This window comes from Frankia sp. AiPs1 (assembly GCF_023716945.1).
Classification (GTDB): domain Bacteria; phylum Actinomycetota; class Actinomycetes; order Frankiales; family Frankiaceae; genus Frankia.
Map to the genome: position 1 here is coordinate 1 of NZ_JAMQQF010000912.1, position 1,499 is coordinate 1,499.

The following is a 1,499-nucleotide window of genomic DNA, read 5'->3' on the forward strand; positions in this document are numbered from 1 at the left end:
GCACGGGGCCCAGCAGATCGGCCCCCTCGGGCAGGCGGGTCACCGCGAGCAGCTCGGCGACGGCCGCGGCGCTGCCCTCCACGGCGGCCATTCGGGTTGCCGGCGGGAAGCCGAGTTCGGCGCGTTCATCGGCCTCCCGGGCGGCGAAGGTCGCGGGATCCCAGCGGATCAGGGCCTGGACGACCGGGAGCCCGGCGTCGGCAGACACGATGACCCGCCCGCCCTGTGGCGCCGGGCGGGCCAGCGCCGCCGCCGCCGCCCAGCGCCGCAGGGTCGTCTCGGCGGCCCGCAGGTCGGGACGGCCGAGCTGAGCCCAGCCGTCGAGCAGGAGCACGGCGCCGTACCCACCGGCCGCGACCGGCTCCGCGCCGGGAGTGGAGATGACGATCGCCGGCTCGGCGGGAACGACGGCGAGCACGCCGTCGCGACCCGAGGTCCGCACCGGAACGTCGGGGAAGGCTCGCCCCAGCTCCTCGGCGGTGCGCCGGTCCCCCGTCACGGAGGCCCGCAGCCGCGGGCTCGCACACGAGGGGCATCGCCAGACCGCCGCCCCGGCCGCGCCCCCCGGGGCGGCGACCCGGAGTTCGGAGCCTCGGGGACCTGGGGCTCCGGACTCGCCGGCCCGGGAATCCCCAGCTCGAGACTCGCCCGCCCGAGACGCGCCCGCCCGGGGCTCGGTGGCCCGGCCCAGGGTTGCCGGCCCTGGCGCGGGGGCGGCACCCAGCGCGCCCGGGGCGGCGGCCACCGGTCGACCGCACCACCGGCAGGACAACATGCCGGCGCCGGAGGAGCGGCCCAGTGGACCCCGGCAGAGCCGGCAGCGGGCGGGACGCCGGCAGTCCGCGCAGGCCAGCGAGGGTTGGTAGCCGCGCCGGGGCACCTGGACCAGCACCGGGGCACCGGCGGCCAGGGCCTCACGGGCCGTCCGGACCGCGAGCGACGGCAGCCGAGCGGCGCGGGCGGCCGGATCGCGGGCGTACTCGTGGTCCGAGCCGGTCGCCTCGACCCGGGGGGCGAGCGCCCGGACCTCGGGCAGGGGCAGCACCAGCGGATGGGCCCAGCCGCCGCGGACGAGCGCCTCGGCCTCCGTCGTCGGGCAGAAACCGCCGATCAGCAGGGCGCAGCCGTCCTGGCGGGCGCGCAGCACGGCGACGTCGCGGGTGTGCGGGTAGGGGGCCAGCGGCTCGGCGTGCAGTTCGTCCCCGTCGTCCCAGACAACCAGCAGGCCGAGGTTGGCGACGGGGGCGAAGACCGCGGAACGGGTGCCCACGACGACCCGCGCCTGCCCGCGGCTGGCTGCGAGGAAGGCCCGGTACCGGCGCGACGGGCCGAGGTCGGCCCGCAGGGCGACGGTGGTCTCCCGCCCGACGACCTCGACCAGCGCGGCCTCGACCCGATCGACGTCGCGGTGGTCGGGGACGACGACGACCACGCCACGGCCCGACCGCACCGTGGCGCCGACCGCGGCGGCGATCATCGCCGGCCACGCGGGGCCGGGC

At 79.4% G+C, this 1,499-nt stretch carries 1 pseudogene; it reads right to left on the reverse strand.

Annotated elements, in window-relative coordinates:
• Positions 1-1,499, reverse strand: a pseudogene (locus ND748_RS31810) (primosomal protein N'); the annotation flags it as partial.